Origin of the sequence: Brevundimonas sp. Leaf280 (assembly GCF_001422455.1) — a bacterium.
Taxonomy (GTDB): Bacteria; Pseudomonadota; Alphaproteobacteria; order Caulobacterales; family Caulobacteraceae; genus Brevundimonas.
Genome location: NZ_LMNC01000005.1, coordinates 154,531 through 179,790 on the forward strand (window position 1 = coordinate 154,531; position 25,260 = coordinate 179,790).

General features: G+C 67.4%; 22 protein-coding genes. 9 read left to right on the forward strand and 13 right to left on the reverse strand.

The features are described from left to right. Nucleotides 1-14: 14 nt before the first annotated feature. The 5 genes from ptsP (at nt 15) to ASF31_RS10570 (ending at nt 5,776) form a co-directional block, all read left to right on the forward strand. Nucleotides 15-2,273, forward strand: coding sequence for a phosphoenolpyruvate--protein phosphotransferase (ptsP, locus tag ASF31_RS10550; protein ID WP_369814640.1), 2,259 nt, complete (start codon nt 15-17; stop codon nt 2,271-2,273). Between the two features lie 64 nt (nt 2,274-2,337). Then, nucleotides 2,338-3,468 carry a RodZ family helix-turn-helix domain-containing protein gene (locus ASF31_RS10555; RefSeq protein WP_235551314.1) on the forward strand — a complete coding sequence of 377 codons (1,131 nt, stop codon included), beginning with the start codon at nt 2,338-2,340 and terminating at the stop codon, nt 3,466-3,468. A gap of 48 nt (nt 3,469-3,516) precedes the next feature. Continuing rightward, a complete protein-coding gene (gene ispG / locus ASF31_RS10560) occupies nt 3,517-4,653 on the forward strand; it encodes a flavodoxin-dependent (E)-4-hydroxy-3-methylbut-2-enyl-diphosphate synthase (RefSeq protein ID WP_055754601.1) in 1,137 nt (378 codons plus the stop codon). Nucleotides 4,654-4,865: 212 nt separating this feature from the next. Further along, nucleotides 4,866-5,249 (forward strand): PEGA domain-containing protein, encoded by a 384-nt coding sequence (locus tag ASF31_RS10565; protein WP_235551315.1) that lies wholly within the window; start codon nt 4,866-4,868, stop codon nt 5,247-5,249. After that, nucleotides 5,246-5,776: a hypothetical protein gene (locus ASF31_RS10570; RefSeq protein WP_055754603.1), complete on the forward strand. Its 531-nt coding sequence runs from the start codon at nt 5,246-5,248 to the stop codon at nt 5,774-5,776. The genes ASF31_RS10565 and ASF31_RS10570 overlap by 4 nt, the downstream gene beginning before the upstream one ends. Before the next feature lie 59 nt (nt 5,777-5,835). Here the strand turns inward: ASF31_RS10570 and ASF31_RS10575 are convergent, their stop codons facing one another. The 3 genes from ASF31_RS10575 to ASF31_RS10585 are packed head-to-tail and all read right to left on the reverse strand — an operon-like array spanning nt 5,836 to nt 7,750. Further along, nucleotides 5,836-6,612, reverse strand: coding sequence for a sulfite exporter TauE/SafE family protein (locus ASF31_RS10575; protein ID WP_055754604.1), 777 nt, complete (start codon nt 6,610-6,612; stop codon nt 5,836-5,838). A 33-nt stretch (nt 6,613-6,645) separates the two neighbouring features. Beyond that, nucleotides 6,646-7,086, reverse strand: a complete 441-nt coding sequence (locus ASF31_RS10580; protein ID WP_055754605.1) for an Rrf2 family transcriptional regulator — start codon at nt 7,084-7,086, stop codon at nt 6,646-6,648. A 58-nt stretch (nt 7,087-7,144) separates the two neighbouring features. Beyond that, entirely contained in the window at nt 7,145-7,750 is a 606-nt protein-coding gene (locus tag ASF31_RS10585; RefSeq protein ID WP_055754606.1) for a response regulator, read from the reverse strand. 205 nt (nt 7,751-7,955) lie between these two features. Between ASF31_RS10585 and prfA the strand changes: the two genes are divergently transcribed. Continuing rightward, nucleotides 7,956-9,023: a peptide chain release factor 1 gene (prfA, locus tag ASF31_RS10590; RefSeq protein WP_055754607.1), complete on the forward strand. Its 1,068-nt coding sequence runs from the start codon at nt 7,956-7,958 to the stop codon at nt 9,021-9,023. Here the strand turns inward: prfA and ASF31_RS10595 are convergent, their stop codons facing one another. The 8 genes from ASF31_RS10595 to ASF31_RS10630 form a co-directional block, all read right to left on the reverse strand. Next, nucleotides 9,024-9,386 carry a hypothetical protein gene (locus tag ASF31_RS10595; protein ID WP_200918617.1) on the reverse strand — a complete coding sequence of 121 codons (363 nt, stop codon included), beginning with the start codon at nt 9,384-9,386 and terminating at the stop codon, nt 9,024-9,026. A 141-nt stretch (nt 9,387-9,527) separates the two neighbouring features. Then, nucleotides 9,528-10,139, reverse strand: coding sequence for a glutathione S-transferase family protein (locus ASF31_RS10600; protein WP_055754707.1), 612 nt, complete (start codon nt 10,137-10,139; stop codon nt 9,528-9,530). Nucleotides 10,140-10,195: 56 nt separating this feature from the next. After that, nucleotides 10,196-11,737, reverse strand: a complete 1,542-nt coding sequence (gene odhB, locus ASF31_RS10605) for a 2-oxoglutarate dehydrogenase complex dihydrolipoyllysine-residue succinyltransferase (protein ID WP_055754609.1) — start codon at nt 11,735-11,737, stop codon at nt 10,196-10,198. 41 nt (nt 11,738-11,778) lie between these two features. Continuing rightward, the gene (locus ASF31_RS10610) at nt 11,779-14,790 is read right to left on the reverse strand and encodes a 2-oxoglutarate dehydrogenase E1 component (protein WP_055754610.1); all 3,012 of its coding nucleotides are present in this window, start codon (nt 14,788-14,790) and stop codon (nt 11,779-11,781) included. A gap of 214 nt (nt 14,791-15,004) precedes the next feature. Further along, entirely contained in the window at nt 15,005-15,907 is a 903-nt protein-coding gene (gene sucD / locus ASF31_RS10615; protein ID WP_055754611.1) for a succinate--CoA ligase subunit alpha, read from the reverse strand. A gap of 57 nt (nt 15,908-15,964) precedes the next feature. After that, on the reverse strand, nt 15,965-17,155 hold the full coding sequence (gene sucC, locus ASF31_RS10620) for an ADP-forming succinate--CoA ligase subunit beta (RefSeq protein ID WP_055754612.1): 1,191 nt from the start codon (nt 17,153-17,155) through the stop codon (nt 15,965-15,967). 85 nt (nt 17,156-17,240) lie between these two features. Beyond that, nucleotides 17,241-18,767 (reverse strand): MFS transporter, encoded by a 1,527-nt coding sequence (locus ASF31_RS10625; protein ID WP_055754613.1) that lies wholly within the window; start codon nt 18,765-18,767, stop codon nt 17,241-17,243. 142 nt (nt 18,768-18,909) lie between these two features. Then, nucleotides 18,910-21,150: a TonB-dependent receptor gene (locus ASF31_RS10630; RefSeq protein WP_055754614.1), complete on the reverse strand. Its 2,241-nt coding sequence runs from the start codon at nt 21,148-21,150 to the stop codon at nt 18,910-18,912. A gap of 177 nt (nt 21,151-21,327) precedes the next feature. On the opposite strand from ASF31_RS10630, the gene ASF31_RS10635 reads away from it, so the two are divergent. Then, nucleotides 21,328-22,086: a TetR/AcrR family transcriptional regulator gene (locus ASF31_RS10635; protein ID WP_055754615.1), complete on the forward strand. Its 759-nt coding sequence runs from the start codon at nt 21,328-21,330 to the stop codon at nt 22,084-22,086. On the opposite strand, the gene ASF31_RS10640 is transcribed toward ASF31_RS10635, so the two are convergent. Continuing rightward, entirely contained in the window at nt 22,087-22,617 is a 531-nt protein-coding gene (locus ASF31_RS10640) for a DUF2306 domain-containing protein (protein ID WP_055754708.1), read from the reverse strand. A gap of 141 nt (nt 22,618-22,758) precedes the next feature. Here ASF31_RS10640 and ASF31_RS10645 point away from each other — a divergent pair, with 141 nt between their 5' ends. Further along, on the forward strand, nt 22,759-23,538 hold the full coding sequence (locus tag ASF31_RS10645; RefSeq protein WP_235551316.1) for a LytTR family DNA-binding domain-containing protein: 780 nt from the start codon (nt 22,759-22,761) through the stop codon (nt 23,536-23,538). Between the two features lie 4 nt (nt 23,539-23,542). Here the strand turns inward: ASF31_RS10645 and ASF31_RS10650 are convergent, their stop codons facing one another. Beyond that, nucleotides 23,543-24,004 carry a COG3650 family protein gene (locus ASF31_RS10650; protein ID WP_055754617.1) on the reverse strand — a complete coding sequence of 154 codons (462 nt, stop codon included), beginning with the start codon at nt 24,002-24,004 and terminating at the stop codon, nt 23,543-23,545. 79 nt (nt 24,005-24,083) lie between these two features. On the opposite strand from ASF31_RS10650, the gene ASF31_RS10655 reads away from it, so the two are divergent. After that, nucleotides 24,084-25,202 (forward strand): DNA cytosine methyltransferase, encoded by a 1,119-nt coding sequence (locus ASF31_RS10655; protein WP_055754618.1) that lies wholly within the window; start codon nt 24,084-24,086, stop codon nt 25,200-25,202. Nucleotides 25,203-25,260 lie beyond the last annotated feature (58 nt).

Here is a 25,260-nt window from a genome sequence, read left to right on the forward strand (position 1 = left end):
CGGCAGGCGGCGCGATGACCAGAGGACCCCGGATCCTCCTGCGCCAGATCCGCGAGGCTCTGGGCGGGGCCGGCGCGGGCGCGACGCCGGCGCAGGACCGGCTGAACATGGTCGTCAAGATCATCGCCCGGTCGATGGTCGCCGAGGTCTGCTCCATCTATCTGCGTCGCGCGTCGGGCGAGCTCGAGCTGTTCGCCACCGAGGGTCTGAACCCCGACGCCGTGCACAACACCCGGCTGCGGCCCGGCGAGGGCCTGGTCGGCGAAGTGGCGCGGATGGCCCAGCCCATCAGCCTGTCGGACGCCCCGTCGCACCCGTCCTTCTCCTATCGCCCCGAGACGGGCGAAGACCCCTATCACGCCTTCCTGGGCGCCCCGCTGCTGCGCGGCGGTCGGGCCATCGGCGTCCTGGTGGTCCAGAACCGCACCGAGCGGCGCTATGACGAGGAAGAGGTCGAGGACATCCAGACCATCGCCATGGTCCTGTCCGAGACTGTGTCGTCGGGCGAACTGTTGGCGCTGGACGAGTTGCGCGACGTGGAGCTGGCGCCGCACCGGCCCGAGCGGCTGAAGGGTCAGAAGTTCGCCGACGGCCTGGCTTTCGGCCATGTGGTTCTGCACGAGGCGCCGCTGGCGCCCGAACGCCTGCTATCCGACGACCCGGCGATGGAGGAGGCGCGGCTGAAGCTGGCGCTGGCCACGCTGAAGAGCGGCCTCGACGTCATGCTGGACAAGGGCCAGGGCTTGGCTGGTCCGTCGTTCGAGGTTCTGGAGACCTATCGGATGTTCGCCGACGACCGGGGCTGGAACCGGTCGCTGGAAGAGGCTGTGAGGAACGGTCTGACGGCCGAGGCGGCGGTGGACCGGGTCAGGAACGAACACCGCGCCCGCTTCGCCCAGGCGCGCGACCCCTATATCCGCGAACGACTGCACGACTTCGAGGACCTGGCCAACCGGCTGCTGCGGGTGCTGGCGGGCGACAAGCCGGGCGAGCGCGAACTGCCCGACGACGCCATACTGGTGGCGCGAAACCTGGGCCCCGCCGACCTCCTGGAATATCCGCGCGACAAGCTGAAGGGGCTGTTGCTGGAAGAGGGCTCGGCCGCCAGCCACGCCGCCATCGTCGCGCGCGCGCTGCAGATTCCGTGCGTCGGTCGTCTGATGGGCCTGCGTGACCGGCTGTCGGAAGGCGACATGGTCATCGCCGACGGCGAGACCGGCGAGACCTATCTGCGTCCCCGCCCCGACATGCTGGAGGCCGTGCAGTCGCGCATGGCCGTGCGCGAACAGCGCCAGGCCGAGTTCGCCCAGCTGCGCGACGTGCCGGCCGTGACCCTGGACGGGCAGCGGATCACGGTCCTGACCAATGCCGGCCTGGCGGTCGATCTGGAAAACATGATCGAGACGGGCGCCGAGGGCATCGGCCTGTTCCGCACCGAGTTTCAGTTCATGGTCTCGGACGAACTGCCCCGGCTGGACGCCCAGACGGCGCTCTACAAGCTGGTGCTGGACGCAGCGGGCGATAAACCCGTCACCTTCCGCACCCTGGATATCGGCGGCGACAAGGTCCTGCCGTATCTTGAGGCCGAGCGCGAAGAGAACCCCGCGCTGGGCCGCCGCGCCATCCGTTTGGGCCTGGACCGGCCGTCGCTGTTGCGGATGCAGCTTCGGGCGCTGCTGGCGGCGGGTGCCGGGCGCGAACTGCGCGTCATGTTCCCGATGATCGCCACGGTGGACGAGTTCCGGGCCGCGCGCGAACTGGTCGATATCGAATGCGCCTGGGCGCGGCGTCGCGGGCGCGCCTTGCCCGCCCTGTTGCGCGTCGGGGCGATGGTTGAATGCCCGTCGCTGCTGTGGCATCTGGACGCCCTGCTGCCGCTGACGGATTTCGTCTCCATCGGCACCAACGACCTGTTCCAGTATATGTACGCGGCCGACCGGACCAATCCGCTGGTGTCGGATCGCTACGACCCGCTGTCGCCGCCGACCCTGCGGGCGCTCCAGACCATCCAGAAGGCCTGCGCAGACACCGGCACGCCGGTCTCGATCTGCGGCGAACTGGCGGGGCGGCCGCTGGAGGCCTTCGCTCTGATCGTGCTGGGCTTCACCCGACTGTCGGCGCCGGCGGGCGGTGTCGGGCCGGTCAAGCGGATGATCCTGTCGGCGGACCTGAATGCGGCGCGGCGCGGCATGGCCAATCTGCTAAACCTATCCACCGGCTCAGTCCGAAACGAGATCGAATCCCTGGCGCGCAAGCTGAACGTCGCGGTCTGATCGCAGCCGTCTGGACGCACGGGCGGCGTTGCTGGTCGGCGCGCAATCGTCTATCTCGGGCCCTGTGAACGGCGCGTCGGCGCTGTGTTTCCCGGACATGGGGTCAGGCGTCATGACGCTGAATGCGGGGGTCGCCCCCGAGGCGATCGAAAGCATTGCGGACCGGCCGGATCCGACGGCCGCCTTCGTCGACGCCGCGACCTTGGGCGACGGTTTTCGCGCCGCCCGAGAGCGGTCGGGCAAGTCGCCGGCCGAGCTGGCCGCCGAGACCAAGGTGCATCGCCGGTTCCTGACCGCCCTGGAGCAGAACGACTGGTCGTCCCTGCCCTCGCGCGTCTTCGCCCTGGGCTATGTGCGGGCCTACGCCTCGGCTCTGGCGCTGGACGAACAGACCGCCGTCGAACGGTTCAAGCGCGAGAGCCCGGACACCTCCGTGCCGCTGAAGGCGCCCATCGGCATCGCCTTCGAGGACGTGAAACGCCATTCGCCGCGCATCGTCGCCGGCATCGCCGCCGTGGTGGTCGCTGTCATCGGCTGGAACGTGTTCCAGCGCGCCAGCCTGCATCAGACCGCCCATCCGTCCGATATCGCCGCCGTGCCAAAGACCTGGACCGGGGCGGCCGATCCGGATCCGCAGGTCGCGCTCAGCGCGCCCATGTCCGCGCCGCCCGACCAGACGACGCCGGCGCTGTACATCACCCCAGGGCTGGAGGCTGAACTCACTGGCGTCGATCCGACCGATCCGGCCGTGATCGCCGCCGCCGCCAATTCCGAGCCGGTGCAGAAGGCGTTCAACCCCCGCGGGGCCGTCTATGGCGCCTCGGCCAACGCCTCGATGGTTGTGATCCAGGCCAAGACGGCCGGCGCCCTGGTCGTTCGGCTGGGCGACGGTCAGGCCCTGTTCGCGCGCCAGATGGCGCCGGGCGAGGCCTGGCGCGCGCCCATCGGCGTGGCGGCGACGGTGGACGTGTCCGACCCGGCGGCTTTCGACGTCTTCCTGAACGGCGAGTATGGCGGGCCGCTGGCCGGCGTGCTGACGCCGCTGGCCCAGCTGAACAGCCGCGCCGACCAGGCCGCCAAACAGCTGGCGGCGACCCAGGCGCGCGCACAGGTCGAGGCCCAGGCGGCTCAGGCCCGAAGCCAGGCCCAGACGCAGACGTCCGCCCCGTCTCCCACGCCCACGACGCCGAACTGAGTCGTCGGCCGTGGTCCCGCCGTCATCAACGGCCTATATGATGCTTCCATGAGCGATCACACGCACGTCCGACCCTGGCGCCATATCGAGCGCCGCAAGAGCCGCCAGATCCGCGTTGGCTCCGTCCTGGTGGGCGGCGACGCCCCGATCAGCGTCCAGTCGATGACCAATACGCCGACGACCGATGCGGCGGCGACGATCGACCAGATCCGCCAGCTGGAAGAGGCCGGCGCCGACATCGTGCGCGTCTCCTGCCCCGACGTGGAATCGACCGCCGCCTTCAAGACCATCGTGCGCGAGGCCAAGGTCCCCTTGGTCGCCGACATCCACTTCCACTACAAGCGCGGCATCGAGGCGGCCGAGGCGGGCGCCGCCTGCCTGCGCATCAACCCGGGCAACATCGGTTCGGCCGACCGCGTCCGCGACGTGATCCAGGCGGCCAAGGACAATGGCTGTTCGATGCGGATCGGCGTCAACGCCGGTTCGCTGGAAAAGGAACTGCTGGAAAAATACGGCGAGCCCTGCCCCGACGCCATGGTCGAGAGCGCGCTGAACCACGCCCGCATCCTGCAGGACCACGACTTCCACGAGTTCAAGATTTCGGTGAAGGCGTCCGACCCGTTCCTGACCGTCGCCGCCTATCAGCAGCTGGCCGAGGCGATCGACTGCCCGCTTCATCTGGGCGTGACCGAGGCGGGGCCGTTGCGCACCGGCACCATCAAGTCCGCCATCGGCCTGGGGTCGATGCTGTGGGCCGGGATCGGCGACACCATCCGCGTGTCCCTGGCCGCCGATCCGGTCGAGGAGATCAAGGTCGGTTTCGACATCCTGAAGTCGCTGGGTCTGCGCCACCGCGGGGTCAACATCATCGCCTGCCCGTCCTGCGCGCGTCAGGGCTTCAACGTCATCGAGACGGTGGCGGTGCTTGAAGAGAAGCTGGCCCATATCTCGACGCCGATGAGCCTGTCGGTGATCGGCTGCGTCGTGAACGGACCGGGCGAGGCCCTCTATACCGACATCGGCTTCACCGGCGGCGGCAAGGGCGCGGGCATGATCTATCTGAACGGCAAGATTGCCCACAAACAGGCCAACGACGGCATGATCGACCACATCGTCGACTTGGTCGAACAAAAGGCCGCCGAACTGGACGCCGCACGCGCGGCGGCGCTTCAGGCGGCCGAGTAGACTGCGTCATCCCGCCACACCTCTGTCGCCCAACTTCACCGTTCCGTGATTGACGCTTGATGTGGAAAGTGCAACCTAGGCTCTAGGTCCGCCTGGGGAGGCCGGACCCTATTCCATCGAGGGTTTCAATGATTTCCAAGACTGTCGCGCGCTTTGGCGCGCGTGCGTTCACGCTGGTCGGCGTGGCGCTTTCTGTGCCTGCGTGTGCGACTATGACGCGAGGCACGACGCAGGAGTTCACCGTCGAGAGCACGCCGCCCGGCGCTCAGGCGACCACGTCCAACGGCTTCGAATGCGCCGCCACCCCCTGCACCTTCCGCATGTCGCGCAAGGATGCGTTCAACATCACGGTCTCGAAGGAAGGGTATGTTTCGCAGACCCACGAGATCACCAGCAGCATGTCCGGCGCCGGCGGCGCAGCCCTGGCCGGCAACGTCCTGGTCGGCGGGATCATCGGCGGCGCCGTCGATGCGACGTCGGGCGCGCTCAACGATCTGAAGCCCAATCCTCTGGTCGTCACCCTGCGCACGCCCGCCGAAGAAGCGGCGGCGGCCCGGACGCCGGCCGCTCCCGCAGCGAGCGGCGGCGAGCAATGATCCGCCGCATCGCGGCGGCCGGCCTGATCGCCGCCCTGATGGGCGTCGCGGCCTGCGCCACGCCGTCCAACCCCGCCATGATGACCCTGTCGGCGACACCGGGCCTGACCGCATCGGCCGGCGACCTGGGCTATCGGTCGGTGACGAGCGTGTCGGTTTCCGGCGGCCAGAGCACCAATCCTCTGTGGACCTCGCAGGTCTCGAATGCGGATTTCAAGACCGCGCTCGAAGGCTCCCTGGCCGCAGCCGGCTACATGGGAACCGAGGGTCAGCCCATGACGGTCTCGGCATCGCTCATCAATTTGAAGCAGCCTCTGGCCGGCTTCGACATGACGGTGTCCAGCCAGGTTCGCTACACGGTCGCCCGTGGCGAACGCACGGTCTTCGACGAAACTGTCTCGGCGACGGGAACAGCGACGATGGGTCAGGCCCTCGTGGCTGGCGACCGTCTGCGCATGGCCAATGAGACGGCGATCCGCGAGAACATCAAAGAATTCCTGACGCGGTTCCGCGCCCGCGCGCGCTGATCCTTATCGTCGGGACAAGTGAGACGGCGGCGTGTGCGAGCCCGCCGCCGTTTTTCGTTTCAGATAACCTTGAACAGACGCAGGGCCTGATAGCCGGCGGACAGGAGCACCACGGCGCCGACGCCGTAGGTGAGAGCCCGGCGCGGGGCGATGCGGGCGATGACGCCGGCGAAGGGGGCGGCGATCAGGCCGCCGATGATCAGGCCCAGCACCGCCATGGCGTGGGTGGAGAAGCCCTCGGCCTCCTGCCAATGTCCGGTCAGCAGGGCGACCAGGAAGGTGGCGGAAATGGCGGAGGTGACGAAGAACTCCGCCGTATTGGTGGTGCCGATCGACACGCGCGGATCCTGACCCGTGCCGACCAGGGTGGTGGTGACCGTGGGTCCCCACCCGCCGCCGCCGATGGCGTCGAAGAAGCCGCCGACCAGACCCAGGGGGCCGGCGAACTTGCGCGGGAAGATCCGCTCACGCGTCTGACGCGTAGCGCGCCAGATGATCACCACGCCCATGATAGCCAGGTAGGTGGTGATGAAGGGCTTCAGCAGATCGCCGTCGATGCTGGTCAGGACGAAGGCGCCGAAGCCGCCGCCGACGACGCCGCCGAGGGCCAGCGGCACGAACAGCTTCCAGTTCACGTTCTTGTTGACCGTATGGGACCCGGCCGACGCCGCCGTGGTGAAGACCTCCGCGGCGTGGACGCTGGCCGACGCCGTCGCGGGCGGCACGCCGAACGACAGCAGGACGGTCGAGGAGATCACGCCATAGGCCATGCCCAGCGCCCCATCCACGATCTGGGCCAGAAAACCGACGGCGAGGAAGAGCAGGAAATCTTGCATGGCGTCCTCTGAAACAGGGGCGAACGGTGCGGGCTATTTCCCTAGTCGGTCAATAGGAGAAGAAGTGACGGTGGCTTGCAGAAGGGTTCGCGCCTCGAAGACGGCGGCGATGGCGTCGCGCCCGTCCTGAAGCACGGGCTGCAACGGACAGGTCTCGACATCCGGGCAGGTCTCGCACGGGCCGTAGGCGGTGCGCGAGGCGCAAGGCGCAAGGGCCAGCGGGCCTTCCAGCGCGCGGATCACGTCGGCGAAGCTGATGGCGTCGGCGGGCGCGCCCAGCGCATAGCCGCCCGCCCTGCCCCGCTTCGAGGCCAGCAGACCCTGACGGCGCAGATCCAGCAGGATGGCCTCCAGGAACTTTCGCGGAGCAGCCGCCGCCTCGGCGATCTCGGCAATGGTCGCAGGACCGCCGTCCGGCAGACTGGCCAGATGCACCATGGCGCGCAGAGCATAGCGGGACCGGTTCGACAGCATGATCCGTGATCGCCCGCCTGAGCCCCAGACGCAAGCTGCGAGGGCCGGACCCCACCCCTCAGGCGAGCCGCGCCACCGCCTCCAGAATCTGCGCGCCGTTATAGGGTTTCAGCACCAGGGCCTCGGCCATGTCCGCATTCTTCGCGGCGGCGGCCACATCGCCGGAAATGAAGATGACCCGCACGGCCCAGCGGTCGGTCAGGACGCGGGCCAGTTCCACCCCGGTCATCTCGCCCGACAGGTTGATGTCCAGCAGCGCCGCATCGATGCTGTGCAGCGCAGCGGCGGCCTCGGCGGCGGCGGCGCTGTGGAACGGGCCGACGACATTGTGGCCCGCCTCGGTCAGCAGTTCGGTCAGGGAGGCGGCGGCGTCGGGATCGTCCTCGACCACCAGCAGGGTCAAGGCCTCGATCTTGGCCGGCGCCGTGGCGTCAATCGGCGCCTGACGCGTGACCACGGCGCGAAGGTCGCGCCAGATCTCGGTCGAGGGGCGGTCGGTGTCCAGATCATAGATGGCGGCCATCGCCCTCAGTTCGCGCGCGTCCTCGGGCGACAGGTCGCCGCCGGTCTCGGCCAGACGGCTGTCGTACAGGCGGCACAAACGATCGACGCTTTCGGCGACCTCGGCGGCGTCGAGCTGCGACGGGGGCGAGCGATCGAACATGGCGTCCTCCTCACGGTTGTTCGATCTCAACTAATGGCTTTGAGCCGATTGCGTCACCGCGACTGACGCCATCGTGACCCGGCCGTCATCGCCGATCACAAGCGCGGCGCCGGCGCTGGTCCACGCCCGGACACGGCTTGCAATCGACACGAGCCCCCCCGGCGGGTAAGGACGGCGCTCCGCTTTTTCTCAGGACATTTCCCTCTTGCGACTGCCCCAGGCCCGTCTCGATCAGGTGCTCGACCGTTTCCATGAAGTGGAGGCGCGCATGGGTTCGGCGACCGACGGCGCCGAGATCGTGCGGCTGTCCAAGGAGCACGCCGAGCTGAAGCCCGTCGTCGATGCGGTCCAGGGCCTGGCGCGCGCGCGCGCCGAAATGGCGGACCTGGAAGCCATGACGGCCGATCCCGAGATGGCGGCGATGGCCGAAGAAGAGCTGCGGGCGCTGAACGACAGGCTGCCAGAGCTGGAACGCGAGGTCGCCCTGCTGCTGGCCCCGCGCGACGCCGACGAGAACGCCTCGGCCGTGCTGGAGGTGCGCGCCGGCACCGGCGGGGACGAGGCGGCCCTGTTCGCGGGCGACCTGTTCCGCATGTATTCGCGCTACGCCTCCACGCGCGGCTGGCGGATCGAGCTGGACTCGGCGACCGAGGGCGACGCCGGCGGCTATAAGGAGATCATCGCCACGGTGACGGGCGAAGGCGTGTTCGGCCGGCTGAAATTCGAGAGCGGCGTTCACCGGGTGCAGCGCGTGCCGACGACCGAGTCGCAGGGGCGCATCCACACCTCTGCGGCGACGGTGGCGGTCCTGCCCGAGGTCGAGGACGTGGAGATCGAAATCCACGACAAGGACATCCGCATCGACACCTTCCGCGCGTCGGGTTCGGGCGGCCAGCACGTCAATACGACCGATTCCGCCGTGCGCATCACCCACCTGCCCACCGGCATCATGGTGACGTCGTCGGAGAAGTCCCAGCACGTCAATCGCGACAAGGCGATGAAGAATCTGCGCGTGCGCCTGTACGACATGCAGCGCCAAGCCAAGGACCTGGCGCGCTCGGACAGCCGCAAGTCACAGGTCGGGTCGGGCGACCGGTCGGAACGGATCCGCACCTACAACTATCCGCAGGGGCGGGTCAGCGATCACCGCATCAACCTGACCTTGCACAGCCTGCCCCAGATCATGGAAGGCGACATCGATCCGCTGCTGAACGCCCTGATCGCCGAGGACCAGGCGGCGCGTCTGGCCGACCTGGAAGCCGAGTTCGGCTGATCAGCCCAGGACGCCGGTCAGCGGCAGCCACAGCACCACGCCGGTGACGGCGGTATAGGCGGCGAAGGCATGGACCGACTTCAAACGGCCGCTGGCCAAGGGGCTGTCGAGATCGGCGCGGTTGACCCACAGCAGATAGGCGGCCTGGATCGCCCAACCGGCGAGGAAGGCGACCACGGCCCAGGCGCTGAGCGCCGCCAGCGCGACGCCCGACATCAGCACCACTAAACCGCCCAGGGCGATCACCCCGTCTGCGATCTGATCGTCTGCGGGAACGGCGATGACGCCGGACAAGGCCCGTTGCAGACGCCAGTTGAGCCAAGCCTGATACAAAAGCATCAGTCCGCCCAAGACGTAGAACATCCCTATCGCGCGCGCCGCCCACTCCATGTCCGAAATAAGGCGCCATTTTCTGCGGTTGTAATCAGGGAAAATGCGACGCCGATTCGGATCGTTAACGACCGGCGCAAATTAGACACAACCGTTGGTCTGCGAGCGCGCCCGCTAAGCTTTGGCGGCCAGGGCGCGCTGGACCGCCGGACGCGCCTTCATGCGCTCGAAATGCGCCTGGACGCGAGGAAACTCCGCGATGTCCACGCCATCGCTTTCCAGCCAGCCGGCGAAGGTGAACAGATAGGGGTCCGCGACTGTATAGGCGTCGCCCATCGCCCATTCGCCAGTCAGGTCCGCCTCGATCAAGGCGAAGCCGTCGCGCATGTTCTGCGTCACCTTGGCCGCCATCGACGCCTGGGCGGCGGGGTCGTCGCTCCAGCGCGAGGCGCGGCGACCGTGGGCATGGGCGACGTGGACGGTCGTGGCCAGATAGAGGTTGAACGCCTGCATCCGCGCGAAGGCGAAGGGATCGGTCGGAGCCAACAGGCCGGGCGGCGACAGGGCGGCGATGTGCGCCAGAATGGCCGGGCTCTCGGTCAGGACGCCCTGATCGGTCGCGAGCGCAGGAATGCGCCCCTTGGGATTGATCGCCAGATAGGCCGGCTCGCGTTGCTCGGCCCTGGCGAAGTCGACCAGACGAACCTCATAGGCGAGCCCCGACTCTTCCAGCGCGATATGGCTGGCCCGGCTGCAGGATCCGGTCGCGGCGTAGAGGGTCAGCATGGTCGCGCCTCGCAGCAAAGAAAAAGGCGGCGAGATCATCGCCGCCTTTCAGGAAATCAGAGGTCCAGCAGGGCCCGCGCCGGATCTTCCAGCAGTTCCTTGACCCGGACCAGGAAGGTCACGGCTTCCTTGCCGTCCACGATGCGGTGATCGTAGCTGAGGGCCAGATACATCATCGGGCGGATCTTGACCTCACCGTTGATGGCCATCGGGCGCTGGACGATGTTGTGCATGCCCAGGATGCCCGATTGCGGTGCATTCAGGATCGGCGTCGACATCAGCGAGCCGTAGGTGCCGCCGTTGGTGATGGTGAAGGTGCCGCCCTGCATCTGATCCATGGTCAGCGAGCCGTCACGTGCGGCCTTGCCCAGGGCGCCGATGCCCTTTTCGATGCCGGCGAGCGACAGGGTGTCGGCGTCACGCAGGACCGGAACCACCAGACCCTTGTCGGTGCCGACGGCGACGCCGATGTCGTAGTGGTTCTTGTAGATGATGTCGGTGCCGTCGATCTCGGCGTTGACGGCGGGGATTTCGTGCAGGGCCGCGACGACGGCCTTGGTGAAGAAGGACATGAAGCCCAGTTTCACGCCGTGGCGCTTCTCGAACACGTCCTTGTATTGGGCGCGCAGGGCCATGACGTTGGTCATGTCCACCTCGTTGAAGGTGGTCAGCTGGGCGGCCGTGTTCTGCGATTCCTTCAGGCGACGGGCAATGGTCTGACGCAGCCGCGTCATCTTCACCCGCTCTTCGCGCGGCTGGTCGGCGCGCGGGGCCGCGGGCGCAGCGGCGGCGGCGGCAGGGGCCGGAGCCGAGGCCTGGCCGATGGCGGCGATGGCGTCGGCCTTGGTGATGTTGCCCTTCGGTCCCGTGGCGTTGATGGACTTGGGATCCAGATTGTTCTCGCCGACCACGCGCTGGACGGCGGGCGACAGGGTTTCGTTCTCGGCGCCCGAAACCTGAGCCGAGCCGGTGTTCGCGGGCGCGGCGGCAGGGGCCGGAGCGGCGGCGGGAGCCGATGCGGCTGCGCCCGAACCCGAGATGGAGCCGATCTTCTGGCCCGGCGTGACGGTCGCGCCTTCGTCGGCGGCGATGGTCAGAACGCCGTCAGCCGGGGCGGAGACTTCGACCGCGACCTTGTCGGTCTCGATCTCGACCAGCAGTTCGTCCTTCTTGACTGTGTCGCCGTTCTTCTTGACCCACTTGCCCATCGAGCCCTCGGCGACGCTCTCGCCCATGACCGGCACGGTGATGTCGATCGCGGCGGCGGCGGCCGGAGCAGCGGCGGCCGGCGCGGCCTTGGTGTCAGCCTTGGCGGCCTTGGCAGGGGCAGCGGCGGGCGCAGCGGCCGAAGCGGGGGCGGACGCGCCTTCCGTCACCGAACCCAGGACCGTGCCGGGAACGACATTGTCGCCCTCGGCCGCCTTGATGTCGCCCAGCACGCCGTCGGCGGGCGAGACGACCTCCAGCGAGACCTTGTCGGTCTCCAGCTCGACCAGCAGTTCGTCCTTCTTGACCGGATCACCGACCTTCTTGGTCCACTTTGCGATGGTGGCTTCGGTGACGGATTCACCGAGGGCGGGGGTCAGGATGTCGGCCATGTCAGGTCCAGCTCGTCTCTAGTCGGTCTTTTATACGTGTATCAGGCGAAGGCTTCGGTCGTGAAGGCTTCGAGTTCCTTCAGGTGCCGGCTCATCAGACCGGCGGCGGTCGAGGCCGAGCCGGGACGGCCGACGTAGCGGGCGCGCTTGGCCTTCACGTCCAGCTTGTCCAGCGTCAGCTCCAGCCACGGATCCACGAAGGTCCAACCGCCCATGTTCTTCGGCTCTTCCTGGCACCAGACCAGTTCGGCGTTGGGGAAGCGGGCCAGTTCCTTGCGCAGCGACTGGATCGGCCACGGATAGAACTGCTCCAGACGCAGGATATAGACGTCGTCCACCGCCTGGCCGTCCTTGGCCTTCTTCTCGCGCGCGTCCAGCAGGTCGTAATAGACCTTGCCCGAGCACAGGATGACGCGGCGGATGTCCTTGTCCGCCTTGATCGTGATGCCGGCGATCTCGGGCCGCGTCTGGGCGTCGTCGTGCAGGACGCGGTGGAAGGCCGAGCCCTCCGCCAGGTCCGCCATGGACGAGACCGCCTTCTTGTGACGCAGCAGCGACTTGGGCGTCATCAGGATCAGCGGCTTGCGGAACGGCCGGTGCATCTGGCGACGCAGGATGTGGAAGTAGTTGGCCGGGGTGGTGCAGTTGGCGACCTGCATATTGTCTTCGGCGCACTGTTGCAGGAAGCGCTCAAGACGGGCCGAGGAGTGTTCCGGTCCCTGGCCTTCATAGCCGTGAGGCAGCAGCATGGTCAGGCCGCTCATGCGCAGCCACTTGCGCTCGCCCGAAGAGATGAACTGGTCGATCACCACCTGGGCGCCGTTCACGAAGTCGCCGAACTGGGCCTCCCACATCACCAGCGTATTGGGGTCGGCCAGCGAATAGCCGTACTCGAAGCCCAGCACCGCCTCTTCAGACAGGGCCGAGTCGATGACTTCGAAATTGGCCTGGCCTTCGCGCAGGTTGTTCAGCGGGATGTAGCGCTCTTCGGTCGTCTGATCGATGATGCCCGAGTGACGCTGCGAGAAGGTGCCGCGCACCGAATCCTGGCCCGACAGACGGATCGGGAAACCTTCATCGACCAGCGAGGCGAACGCCAGGCTCTCGGCCGTGGCCCAGTCCAGGCCCTGGCCCGAGGTGATGGCTTCGCGGCGACCGTCGATGACGCGCTTCAGCGTCTTGTGCATGTTGACGCTGTTGGGAATGGTGGTCAGGCGGTGACCCAGGTCGGTCAGCTTGGCCAGCGGCACGGCGGTGTCGCCGCGCAGCTCGTCCTTGGGCGATTGGAAGCCCTGCCACTGGCCGTCCAGCCAGTCGGCCTTTTCGGCGGACCAGCTCTTGCCGGCCTCGAACTGCTCGTCGAGGAATTTCTCGAACCGCTCGACCTCAGCGTCCACCTCGGCTTGGCTGATCACGCCTTCGGCCACCAGACGCTGCGAATACAGTTCGCGGGTCGAGGGCTGGGCGCGGATCTTCGAATACATCAGCGGCTGGGTGAAGGTGGGATCGTCGCCTTCGTTGTGGCCGAAGCGGCGGTAGCAGAACATGTCCACCACCACGTCCTTGTGGAACTTCTGACGGTATTCGGTCGCCACCTTGGCGGCGAAGACGACCGCTTCGGGGTCGTCGCCGTTGACGTGGAAGATCGGGGCCTGGACCATCAGAGCCACGTCCGACGGATAGGGCGAACTGCGCGAGTTGCGCGGGCTGGTGGTGAAGCCGATCTGATTGTTGATGACGAAGTGCAGCGTGCCGCCGGTGCGGTAGCCCTTCAGTCCCATCAGCGCAAAGCACTCCGCGACCACGCCCTGGCCGGCGAAGGCGGCGTCGCCGTGGATCAGCAGCGGCACGACCTTGGAACGATCCAGCGCCCACTGCCCCTCGGGCACGCCCTCGTTGGCCTCGCGAATGTCGAACGCCTGTTTGGCGCGCGCCTTGCCCAGCACGACCGGGTTGACGATCTCGAGGTGCGACGGGTTGGCGGTCAGCGACAGGTGGACGTGGTTGCCGTCGAACTCGCGGTTCGACGAGGCGCCCATGTGATATTTGACGTCGCCCGAGCCCTCGATGTCGCTCGGCACGGCCGAACCGCCCTGGAACTCGTGAAAGATGACTTTGTAGGGCTTGCCCATCACGGCGGCGAGCACGTTCAGACGGCCACGGTGGGCCATGCCCAGCACGACCTCGTCGACGCCCAGCGAACCGCCGCGCTTGATGACCTGCTCCAGCGCCGGGACCATGGCCTCGCCGCCGTCCAGACCAAAGCGCTTGGTGCCGGGGAAGCGCTTGTGCAGGAAGCGTTCGAAGCCTTCGGCCTCGACCAGCTTGGACAGGATGGCCAGCTTGCCTTCCTTGGAGAAGGCGTTCTGCTCGAACTTGTCGGCGCCCTCGAACCGCTGCTGGAGCCAGGATTTCTCCTCCGGCTCAGCGATATGCATGAACTGGATGCCGATATTGCCGCAGTAGGTGCGCTTCAGGATCTCCAGCACTTCGCGGATCGTGCCGGTCTGAAGACCCAGGACGCCGTCCAGGAAGATCGGGCGGTCCAGATCGGCGCCGGTGAAGCCGTAGAATTCGGGCGTCAGCTCGGGGTTCTCCACCGGCTGTTCGATGCCCAGCGGATCCAGCTTGGCCTGCAGGTGCCCGCGCACGCGATAGCTGCGGATCAGCATCAGGGCGCGGATGGAATCATGGGCGGCGGCGCGGATCGCATCGGCCGAGACGTCGGCCGATGCGGCCGTGGGCGCAGCAGCCGGCGCAGCGCCGGGCTTTTTGGGATCAGGCTTCGGGGCCGGCCAACGGCCGTCGAAGACGCCGGTCTCCTCCGTCGGTTCGGTCGCGACGCCACGGCCCCAGCTGCCCGCGCCGGCCGAGGCGGTCACCAGGGCGGCGTTGTCGCGCAACTGGTCGAAGAAGGCTTTCCATTCGGCGGAAACGGAGCCGGGGTCTTTCGCCCACTTCTCCTGAAGCTCCTCGACGTAGGCCGCATTGGACCCGTAAAGGAATGAGGTCTCGGCAAAGACCTGGTTCAGCCGACCGGCATCGTCCGCCATCGTTTCGCAATCCCTGGGCCCCGACGGACACATCTCCGTGAGGGGCGCGCCCGTCATATAGGCGTCGTTTCCTGACGGGTCATGACCGAAACGGGGCAATTTGGTAGGAAATTGGTCGCAGGCCCAAGAAAAAACGCCCCCGGCCTCAGCCGAGGGCGTCCATCGATGCGTCACACGGCATTTTTGATGCCGAAAAGCGATCAGGCCGGGCGCATCAGCCCTTCAGGACTTCGACCAGGGTCTTGCCGAGGCGAGCGGGCGATTCCGACATGCGGATGCCAGCGGCTTCCATCGCCGCGATCTTGGATTCCGCATCGCCCTTGCCGCCCGAGACGACGGCGCCGGCGTGGCCCATGGTGCGGCCCTTCGGCGCCGTACGGCCCGCGATGAAGCCGGCCATCGGCTTCTTGCGGCCCTTCTTGGCTTCGTCGATCAAGAACTGGGCGGCGTCTTCTTCCGCGCCGCCGCCGATTTCGCCGATCATGATGATCGAGGTGGTTTCCTCGTCGGCCAGGAACAGCTCCAGCACGTCGATGAATTCGGTGCCCTTGACCGGGTCGCCGCCGATGCCGACGGCCGTGGTCTGGCCCAGGCCTTCGTTGGTGGTCTGGAACACGGCTTCATAGGTCAGGGTGCCCGAACGCGACACGATGCCGACCGATCCCTTCTTGAAGATGTTGCCCGGCATGATGCCGATCTTGCACTCGTCCGGCGTCAGAATGCCGGGGCAGTTCGGGCCCAGCAGGCGCGACTTGGAGCCTTCAAGGCGACGCTTGACCTTGACCATGTCCATCACCGGAATGCCCTCGGTGATGCAGGTGATGAAGGGGATTTCGGCGTCGATGGCTTCGATGATCGCAGCGGCCGCGCCCGACGGCGGGACGTAGATAACCGAGGCGTCGGCGCCCGTGGCGTCACGGGCTTCGGCGACCGAGGCGTAGATCGGCAGGGTTTCGCCGTGCGATCCGGTCCAGTTCGTGCCGCCCTTGGAGGGATGCACGCCGGCGACCATCTGGGTGCCGTGATAGGCCAAGGCCTGTTCGGTGTGGAAGCCGCCGGTCTTGCCGGTCAGGCCCTGGACGATGATCTTGGTGTTCTTGTCGACGAGAATGGACATGGGTCTGTGCTCTGAATTCGATGTGTCAGCGGGGCGGTGGCGAGTAAGGCCGAAGCCTTAGCCGACCGCCGCGACGATCTTCTGGGCGGCGTCGTCGAGGTCGTCGGCGGCCTGGATGGTCAGGCCCGACTCGTTCAGGATTTTCTTGCCCAGTTCGGCGTTGGTGCCTTCCAGACGCACGACCAGCGGCACCTTCAGGCCCACTTCCTTCACGGCCGCGACCACGCCCTCGGCGATGACGTCGCACTTCATGATGCCGCCGAAGATGTTGACCAGGATGCCTTGGACGTTCGGGTCGGCGGTGATGATCTTGAAGGCCGCCGCGACCTTCTCCTTGCCGGCGCCGCCGCCGACGTCACAGAAGTTGGCCGGCTCCTTGCCGTACAGCTTGATGATGTCCATCGTCGCCATGGCGAGCCCTGCGCCATTGACCATGCAGCCGATGTTGCCGTCCAGCGAGACGTAAGCGAGGTCCCACTTGGACGCTTCGATTTCCTTGGCGTCTTCTTCGGTTTCGTCGCGCAGTTCCTTGATGTCGTCGTGGCGGAACAGGGCGTTGCCGTCGAAGCTGACCTTGGCGTCCAGAACGCGCAGATGGCCGTCCTTCATCACGATCAGGGGGTTCACCTCCAGCATGTCCATGTCCTTCTCGACGAAGGCCTTGTACAGGGCGGGGAACAGCGACTTGGCGTCTTCGGCCGCGGCGCCCGTCAGGCCGTAGGCGGCGGTGATGGCGACGACGTCTGCGTCGGTCACACCCGCGCTCGGGTCGATGACGATGTTCTGGATCTTCTCGGGCGTGTCGTGGGCGACGGTTTCGATGTCCATGCCGCCTTCGGTCGAGACGACGAAGGCGATGCGGCCATAGGCGCGATCGACCAGCAGCGAGCAGTACAGCTCACGCTCGATGTCGGCGCCGTCCTCGATGTATAGGCGGTTGACCTGCTTGCCGGCGTCGCCCGTCTGGGCGGTGACCAGGGTGTTGCCCAGCATTTCCTTGGCGTGAGCGACGGCTTCCTCGACCGAGAAGGCCAGGCGAACGCCGCCCTTGGCGTCGGCCGGCAGTTCCTTGAACTTGCCCTTGCCGCGGCCGCCGGCGTGGATCTGCGACTTCACGACATAGAGCGGGCCGGGCAGTGACTTGGCGGCCGCCTCGACCTGATCGACCGACGTCACCGCGACGCCCTCGGCGACCGGGGCGCCGAAGCCTTTGAGGACCTGCTTGGCCTGATATTCGTGAATGTTCATGGGGGACCGTCGCAACCGCTGCTGGGAGAGTTGCGGGGCTTATAGGCCCCACCCCTTCGCAGGTGCAACCGTCCACAGGCCCCCTTTAGTCGACCCAGTCCTTCTTGAGGGTGCGCGACGCCCCGATCAGCAGGATCGCGGCCAACACATAGAAGCCCATGCCGGTGTAGATGGCCCAGCGCAGGCTTTCCTCTCCGAAGCGCGGGGCCAGCAGGTCGCTCATCCAGCCGAAATAGTAGAAGCCGACCGCGATGCCGAGTAGATTGTTCAGCAGCAGGAACAGGGCCGAGGCCGTCGAACGCATGGCCGCCGGCACCAGATGCTGGACCGCCGCCGTGATCGGACCCAGCCAGGCCAGGTTCAATCCGGTCGGCAGCAGGAAGATCAAGAAGGCCAGGGTTAGCTGCTGAACGTGGCTGCCGCCGCCGGGCAGAACCAGGCCGATCAGCCAGGGCGAGTTCATCGCCAGGATGAAGCACGGCGCCGAGATCAGGAAGGCGATGGCGGGCGTCAGCGGATAGGCGCCCTTGCCCTTCTTGGACAGCTTGTCGGCGATCATGCCGCCCAGCCAGATGCCCAGGATGCCGCCGATCAGGGCGATGCCGGAATAGTAGATGCTGGTCTGTTTCAGGGTCAGGTCGAAGCTGCGCATGAAGAACAACGGCAGCCAGCCGGCGACGCCATAGCCGCACACCGACGACGAGGCGGCGCCCAGACCCAGCAGCCAGAAGCTGGGCTTGCGGATCACCACCGAGGCGGTGCGACGCGCGATCATCAGCGATATGCCGATCACCACGGCCAGCAAGCCGCCGAACGCCAGCACCAGCGGATTGCCCAACGACATGCCCATCAGCCAGCTCAAGGCCCCGAGGATTAGCAGGCCGGCGCCGAGGCCCAGCATGATCTGGGCGGCGATCTTGCCGGCTCGATCCGTGCCGACGGGGGCGGCGGCCAGGGCAGCGACCTGGGCCTCGGTCTTGATGGCGTCGGTTCCGCCGCGCCTGGGATCCCGCACCGTCAGACGCAGCAGGGGCGCGACCAGCACGCCCAGCAGGCCGACCACGATGAAGGCCGTGCGCCAGCCGTAGGTCGCCGCCAGCAGGCCGCCGACCAGGGTGCCCGCCGCCATGCCCAGCGGAATGCCGAAGGCGAAGGCCGCCATGGCCCGCGCGCGCTGATGCGGCGGAAAATAGTCGGCGATCAGCGAATAGGCCGGGGCCACGCCGCCCGCCTCGCCGATGCCCACGCCCATCCGGCACAGGAACAGCTGGCCGAACGACCCGGCCATGCCGCACAGGGCGGTGAAGGCCGACCAGACGGCCAGGGCGCCGGTCATGATCCAGACCCGGCTGAACCGGTCGGCCAGCCAGGCCAGCGGAATGGCCAGCGTCGAATAGACCGAGGCGAAGGCGATGCCGCCCAACAGGCCGAACTGGCTGTCGGACATGCCGAACTCTTCCTTCAACGGCGCGGCCAGGATGCCGATGATCTGGCGATCCAGGAAGTTCAGCATGTAGATCAGGATCAGGACCGCCAGCACATAGTAGCGATAGCCGGGCCGCTCAGGCCGCTCGGGCCGCGCCTCCTGGACCGTCAGCGTCTCCGTCGTCATCGGCGTTTCCCCTCGGCGTCTTGTTGTTCGTTGCGGCGAGCCTATCCGCAAGTCGAGCCTGTGCAAAATAGGCCCCACGAAGCGAAAAAGGGCGGCGGCCCGGAGACCGCCGCCCCTCGTCGTCAGGCGTTATGGATGTGGATCAGAACTTCAGACCCAGGGTCGCCGTGACGGTGCGCGGCGGGCCGTAGAAGCCGATGATCGAGTTGCCGGTCAGGGCGCCGGGGAAGGTGTAGCCGCCGACGCGATAGCGTTCGTCGCCCAGGTTCTTGCCGTGGACGCCGAAGGTCAGGCGGTCGTCGGACGACGTCCAGACGATGCTGGCGTCATACATCCAGTAGGCGTCCTGATCGAGCAGCGGCGCGGGCGTTTCAAACTGCTGATAGGCGCCGCGATAGGCGACCGACGGGATGAAGGCGATCGACGAGCCGTTCTCCATGACCCAGTTGTAGTTGGCCGAGATCGATCCGGTCCATTCCGGCGTGTTCTGGAAGTCGCGCTGCGAGGATACGTCGACGACGCAGCCCGGCAGGGTCGGGCAGGACGTATTGCCCGAGGCCGTCGGGATGTAGGCCAGGAACTGGTCGAACTTGGCGTCGATGTAGCTCAGCGAGGCGTTGAACGTCAGGGCGTCGGTGGCGCGCACGCGGCCTTCGAACTCCCAACCGCGGATCGAGGACGAGCCGACATTGTCCACCACCGAGGCGACGGTCGCCCCGGCCGGATACTGGGTCGTGATCTGCTGGTTCTCGTAGCTGGAATCGAAGATCGCGGTGGCGAAGGTCAGGCGACGATCCAGCAGCGAACCCTTCAGCCCGATCTCATAGGTCTCGACCGTTTCCGGCGCATAGCCGTTGACGGTGGCGGGATACAGGACCGCATCGCCACGCATGTCGAAGCCGCCCGATTTGAAGCCTTCGCCCCACGAGGCGTAGGCCGTCAGATCGGGGCCGAACTTGTAGTTGACCGAGACGCGCGGCGTGAACTTCTCGAACTCGCGAGTGCGGGTGTAGTTGGTGCGCGGCGCCCCCAGCGGCACGGCGGCGTTGTTGCCGAAATAGGGGCTGCGGATGCCCAGATACTGCTGACGGAAGACGGTGCCTTCCTTCTCGTCCTTGGTGAAGCGTCCGCCGACCGAGACCGACAGGGCGTCGGTGAAGTCATAGGAGAAGTCGGCGAAGACGGCGTAGCTCTTGGTCGCCACAGAACCCGAGGTCAGGGTCGTCAGATTGGCCAGACCCACGACGGTGTCGAACGCGCCCGAGGCGTTGGCGTCCATGTAGAAGACGCCGGCGACGCCGTTCAGGCGGCCCGCGCTGACCAGAACCTGGAATTCCTGGCTGAACTGGTCGTCGTCATAGGCGGCGGGGATGTCGAGGATGGGCTGGGGCAGGTTGTCGAAGTCGATGTTGCCGCGCGTCAGGCCTTCACGATAGGCGCTGATCGACTTGAAGGTGAACATGTCGCTCATCTCCCATTCGCCGGTCAGCGACACGCCGCGCGTCTGGACGCGGTTCTTGTCGCCGGCGCCGGCGTTGGTGTCATAGACGTCGGCGGGCGACGGGGCGAACTCGCGGTGGCCGTGGCGCGCGTTGGAGTCGTCGTTCACCAGATCGCCGGCCAGACGGAAGAACAGGCTGTCGGTCGGGCTCCATTCCGCGCTGGCGCGGAAGGCGGTCACGTCCTTGTTGTAGTGTTCGTTGCCGGTGTTCAGGTTCTTGCCGTAGCCGTCACGCAGATAGCGGGCCAGGGCGGCCGAAACCTTGAACTCGTCACTGAACGGCAGCTGGGCGCTGGCGATCACGTCGCGCTGGTTATAGCTGCCGTAGGAGGCGCGCAGGCGTCCCTCGGGCTCGTCGGCATTGATGCGGCTGGTGACGTATTTGATGGCGCCGCCGATGGTGTTGCGGCCGTAAAGCGTGCCTTGCGGACCGCGCAGCACCTCGACCCGCTCCACGTCGAAGATGTCCAGAACGGCGGCCTGCGGGCGGGCCACATAGACGTCGTCGATATATAGGCCGACGCCGGGATCGAAGCCCCACAGCGGATCCTGCTGGCCCACGCCGCGAATGAAGGAGATCAGGGTCGAGTTCGAGCCCCGCGCGGCGTTCAGCGTCAGGCTGGGCGTCGAGCGCGCCAGTTCGGTGATGTCCAGGGCGCCGCGCGCCTCAAGCTGTTCGCCGCTGACGGCGGTCACGGCGACCGGCACGTCCTGCAGGCTTTCCGCGCGGCGGCGCGCGGTGACGACGATGTCGTCGACGGTCGCCGCATCTTGGGCGTTCGCGGCCTGAGCGGTCGCCTCCGCGTCCTGGGCGACCGTGGCCCCCGCAAGCACGCCCCACGCCGCGCCGGCCAGCAGCGCGCACTTCACATGACGGTTCATGATCCTAGACCCCTTTGTCGTTTCCAGCCCGATGGACGCTTTTATTCAGCGTTCAATGATTTTCATGGAAACTACCCGGTTTCGGCCGTCTGTCAAACACTGGACTGACGCAGCGTCACTTGGATCGCCGACCGTGGCGCCGTTGCACCGTCGCGGTCGTGCGCCTAGCCTTGCCGGATGAGCAAGCCGGACGCCGCCGCCCCCCTTCCCCGCCCCGTCGCCGCCGCGCGCCGCAAGGCGGCAGGCGCTGCGCCAGCGCGGCGCGGCCGCCCGCCCAAGACCGAGGCCAAGGCGGCGGGCGAGACGCGCGATCTGATCCTGGATGCGGCCGAGGACCTGTTTTCCAAACACGGCTTCTACGGCGTCACCATCCGCGAGGTGGCGCGCGAGGCGGGCGTGGATACGGCCCTGGTCCATTACTATTTCGGGGCCAAGCGCGAGCTGTTCGACGCCGTCTTCCTGCGCCGGGCCGAGGTCTGGAACGACGACCGCGTCGCCGCCATCGATCGCTATGCCGAGACGGCCGGCGATGACATGACGCTGGAGGGGCTGCTGGAAGCCTTCCTGCGGCCGCCGTTCGAATGGTCGCTGAAGGGCGGCCCGGGCTGGAAACACTATTCCGCCCTGGTGGCCCAAACCAACGCCAACCCCAGTTTCGGCGGCGAGACGATGGCGCGCTATTTCGACCCGGCCATCCACCGGCTGATCGAGCTGATCGCCAAGGTGCTGCCGGGCGCCAGCGAGGTCGATCTGTACTGGGGCTATCACAATCTGTCGGGCGCCCTGACCCTGACCCTGGGCGAGACCGGGCGCCTGGACCGGCTGTCGAACGGGCGGGCGCGATCCGGCGATCTCGAGACGGCGGGCGACTATATGGTCCGGTTCGCCGCCGCCGGCTTCCGGGCCGTGGTCGGAATGTCGCTCCGCCAAGCCTGATCAGTTCGGACCGACGAAGACGGCCCACATCAGCCGACCGGGCAGGAAGGTGAAGGCGCCGGCCACGATCAGTCCGCCGACGAACATCCCCGTCATGGCGCGCCGGTGCGCCGCCACCCGGTGACGCCGCGCGGCGTAGACCGCCATCGGCAGGGCGACCACGGTCCAGCCGCTGAGCAGATGAACCAGAGATAGGCCGCCGGGCCCGTTCGGATTGAGCTGGTTTATGAATAAGGAGCTGACGGCCGTGGTCGCCATGGCCATCACCCACATCCAACCGAGAGTCCGGTGCAGCCGGTTTCCCTTGACCCCGACCAGCAGGACGACTCCGATCGCCAGCGCCGTCACGGCCGCCGCCACATGGATCTGGATCGTCGTCGGCGAGGCGAACAGCAGCGACCATCGCGGGGCGTGAAAGGCATAGCCGACGCTCAACATCCGTCCCCCGTCGACCAAAAGATAGGCGACGAGCGGCACGATCAGCAGCGTCAGAGCCAAGGCAAACGATGCGAGGCGAGACAGGCGAGGCATGTGCATATCTCCGTTTCCACCGCCTTGCCGCGGCGCTTCGATCATTGCATCCCGGCTTTCGCCAACGGCCGTCCAGACTGCGCCAACGCCCACCCGACTTTCCCAAGGTTGGAAATCATGGTCTCAAGGCGGGACCGCCAGATGCCGAAAGCCGCCATGACGTCCCAAGCCGCCGACCGCCGCCGCACCTTTTTGCGTGGGCTTATCGTCGCCGTTCTGGCGGGCGTCTTTCTGGCGGTGACCGGCGCTTTCGGCAGCGCGGGCGCGTCCCTGCCCGTGCGCTTGGCCTATTGGGTGGTGATCATGGTGCTGGGCGGGCTTTGGGGGCATCTGTGCAGCGTCTTGGTCAGCCGATTTCTGGATTCGGACGAGCGGCCTTGGCTGACGATTGCGGCCATGGTCCTGATCATCACCGGGCCGCTGTGCGTGCTGGTCTGGGCGGCGACGGGATTGTTCTTCGCCCAGAGGCTCTATCCGCTGGCGGTGCTGCCGCAGCTGATCGTGCCTGTGTTGGTCATTACGGCGGCGGTGACGACGTTGAACGTCTTTTTGGGGCGGGCCGTGCCGGTCCAGACCCATGCGGCGCCGCCCGAGACAGCGGCCCGCCCGGTTCGGTTCCTGGACCGTCTGCCCATGAAGCTGAAAGGTGCAACGATCCGGGCCGTGCAGGCCGAGGACCACTATCTGCGCATCCACACCGACCGGGGGTCGGACCTGATCCTGATGCGGCTGTCGGACGCGGTGGAAGAGCTGGAGGGACTGGAGGGCGCCCAGACGCACCGCAGCTGGTGGGTGGCGCGCGAGGCGGTGCGCGCCGTCGAACGCGGCGACGGGCGCGCGACCCTGACGCTGGACGGCGGTCTGTCGGCGCCGGTCAGCCGCCGCTACGCCCGGATGCTGCGCGACGCCGAATGGTGGTGACGGATCACGGCGCGGGCTGGGTGGTCAGCATCGACGCAGGCGCGGCGCAGCCGGTCAGCTCGTCGTCGCCGATCTCGACCTTGGCCGTCAGCGGATAGGTGCGGTCGCTCATGCCGTCCGAACATTCGGTGGCGATCAGCACGACGTTCAGCGCCTTGTTCAGATTGGTCGAGCTGGCGAAGGTCGCGACCGTGCCCTGAACCGTCGCGCCATGGTTCGGCGCGCGCTGGCTCGGCTGATCGACGCGGGTGTAGATCAGGGCGTCCGGCGTGATCTCCACGCCCCAGAAGGGTTCGGTCCCCAGCGCCCGCACCGGCTGACCCAGATCGACGCCGCCCAGGCTGACGGCGGCCTGGGGCTGGGGCGCCGGCTTGGGCTTGGAATCCTCGCGGTCGTAACAGGCGCCGAGCGAGAGGCCGGCCACGGCGATGGCGAGCGGGGCGGCGGCGAGCGGAATGAGGCGCATGACGGCTCCTTTTGGTTCGGGCGCAGGTGAGGTCCCGGCCGCCCTCGGTCAAGGGGCGCGGCTGGGTTATGCTGGCTCCATGTCGATTCGCCCCACCGCATTCGAGTTCTTCGCCGGGGGTGGCCTGGCGGGTTTGGGACTGTCCGCCGCCGGCATCGACACCGTCTTCGCCAACGACATGGACGGGGCCAAGGCGCGCGCCTTCACGGCCAATCATCCACATACCCCGTTTCGTCAGGGCGATGTCTGGACCCTGACCGTCGACGATCTGCCGGGACGGCCCGACATGGCCTGGGCCTCGTCGCCCTGTCAGGACGTCAGCCTGGCGGGCGCGCGCGGCGGGCTGGAGGCCGGGCGATCGGGGGCCTTCTGGGGCTTCTGGGGGCTGATGCAGGGGCTGGCGGTCGAAGGTCGGGCGCCGCGCGTGATCGTATTGGAGAACGTCATCGGACTGCTGACCTCGGGTCAGGGGCGGGATTTCGCCGCCGTCTGCTCGGCGATGGTCGAGGCGGGCTATACGGTCGGCGCGCTGGAGATGGACGCCGCCCACTGGCTGCCCCAGTCGCGGCCGCGCCTGTTCGTGGTCGCCATTCGGGGCGAGGCGCCGCGAATGGCTGGTCCGGTCGCGCCCTTCCATTCGCCACGCCTGATTGCGGCGCATGCGCGTTTGCCAGGGGCGGTGAAGGCGGCCTGGGCCTGGTGGTCTCTGCCTGCGCCGTCGCAGCGTAATCTGGACCTTGCGGCCATTCTGGAGCCGGACGACGCCGTCACTTGGCTGGATGATGCGGACGCCATCCTGGCCCTGGCCGCGCCACTGCACCGCGCCAGTATCGCGTCGGCCCTGGCGTCGGGCCAGCGCTGTGTCGGCGCCGCCTATCGCCGGGTGCGGACCGAGAACGGGCGCAAGGTCCAGCGTCTGGAAATCCGGTTCGATGGTCTGGCCGGATGCCTGAGGACGCCGGCCGGCGGCTCGTCGCGTCAATATGTGGTGGTGTGCGATCGGGGCTTGGCGCGGGTTCGGCGGCTGACCGGGCGCGAGGCCGCGCGGCTGATGGGCGTGTCGGACGACTATCGCCTGCCGTCGAGCGAAAGCGCGGCGCTGAAGCTGATGGGCGACGCGGTCGCCGTGCCGGTGGTCAAGGCGTTGGCTGAAGGGCTGTTGCTGCCGGCGCTGATGGATCGACGCGCCGCCGCCTGACGCCGTCACTGATCGCCCAGATAAAAACACCCCCCGGATATCGCCCGAGGGGTGGGAA